This is a genomic window from Bacillus sp. AR13-1 (assembly GCF_008042285.1).
In the GTDB taxonomy this organism is placed as follows: domain Bacteria; phylum Bacillota; class Bacilli; order Bacillales; family Bacillaceae_G; genus Bacillus_A; species Bacillus_A mycoides.
In genome coordinates, this window is the sequence record NZ_QNUA01000048.1 from 1 (window position 1) to 1,185 (window position 1,185).

A 1,185-nucleotide genomic window follows, 5' to 3' on the forward strand; every position below is an offset into this window, starting at 1 on the left:
TCCTTTTTTCCTTTTCTAATCGGTAACCTGCGCTTTCAACCAATTTGATTTCATCAATAAGAGAAAAAACAGTCTTTGATATATTAGGTGTCAATTACAATTGTACCATTTCTAAAGATCGAGCGGCTTAATTGAAAAAAACAAACCCCATTAGGATTTATGATGTATGTAAATTCTTAAATAATCTACACCACTCCCCTGAAAATTTCCTAAGTCTTAGTTTGATAGTGATGGGGTATCGCCAGCATTTCGGAAAAAAACCACGCTAAGAGTATGCAAGATTTTATACAGTTTTTGGGCTAATACAGTAACAAACAAGAGCCCTGAACCCACGCCAGGACAAGAATGTATAAAAAGATGAATAGGGTTATAGAAAAAGAAAAAGGCGAATCCCTACTTTCAAAGGGAATTCGCCTTTTTCTTGCTACCGATAATGAGACGTTACGTTAACTTCAAGTGTATAAAGTATTCATACGAAGAGTAGACAACTTCTCCCCTTTAAAAAGGTTTATTACATGGTGAAAAGGAATATTACCTATAAAAGAAAGGGGTTAATTTATGAATAAAAATATATCATTACTGACCTTATCATTATTCCTATATCTATCCGCTTGTTCGACTGAGACAAACACTGGTAGTACATCTACTACTGAACAACCAAAAGTAAAAACTGCCTCAATACAACAAGAGGAAAATCGTAAACCTATTTTCTTTCAAGGAAAGGAAATAAAGAAAATTGAGCTTATATCCACTAAGGTAAAAAATAAAAAAGCAGTTATAAATCTAGAGTTTGATCAAATTATTAAATCTATGGAACATACAGGAATAGATAAGGATCGAGAAAGAGTTATTCCTCTTTTGCTAGATGATGAGGCCAAGGCAAATATTGATTATCAAATGAATGTAAATTACCAAGATGGTTCCAGTGAAACATATTTAATTTGGCTAGAGGATAAAAAAGTTGTAATTGCTCGTCAAGATAATGAAGAACAAAAAAATCTAGAACATTACATAATAAGGAATACAGATGCTCAACAAATATTACGTTTATTTAAGAACAATGTAGAATAACTTCCAATAACGATAATTATGTAAATGAGCTGTCCAAATGGATGGCTTATTTTATTTTTTGCTTAGCGTGTTTTTTTCCAAAATGCTGGAGGTACCCCATCGCTATCAAGCTAA

General features: G+C 32.4%; 1 protein-coding gene. It reads left to right on the forward strand.

Features of this window, described 5'->3' with window-relative positions:
* The first annotated feature begins 558 nt into the window (after positions 1–558).
* On the forward strand, positions 559–1,071 hold the full coding sequence (locus DN408_RS28045) for a hypothetical protein (protein WP_078178896.1): 513 nt from the start codon (positions 559–561) through the stop codon (positions 1,069–1,071).
* Positions 1,072–1,185 lie beyond the last annotated feature (114 nt).

What these genes read in the sequence shown, in the direction of transcription:
- DN408_RS28045 (WP_078178896.1), top strand. Translation starts at nt 559, where the DNA reads ATGAATAAAAATATATCATTACTGACCTTATCATTATTCCTATATCTA.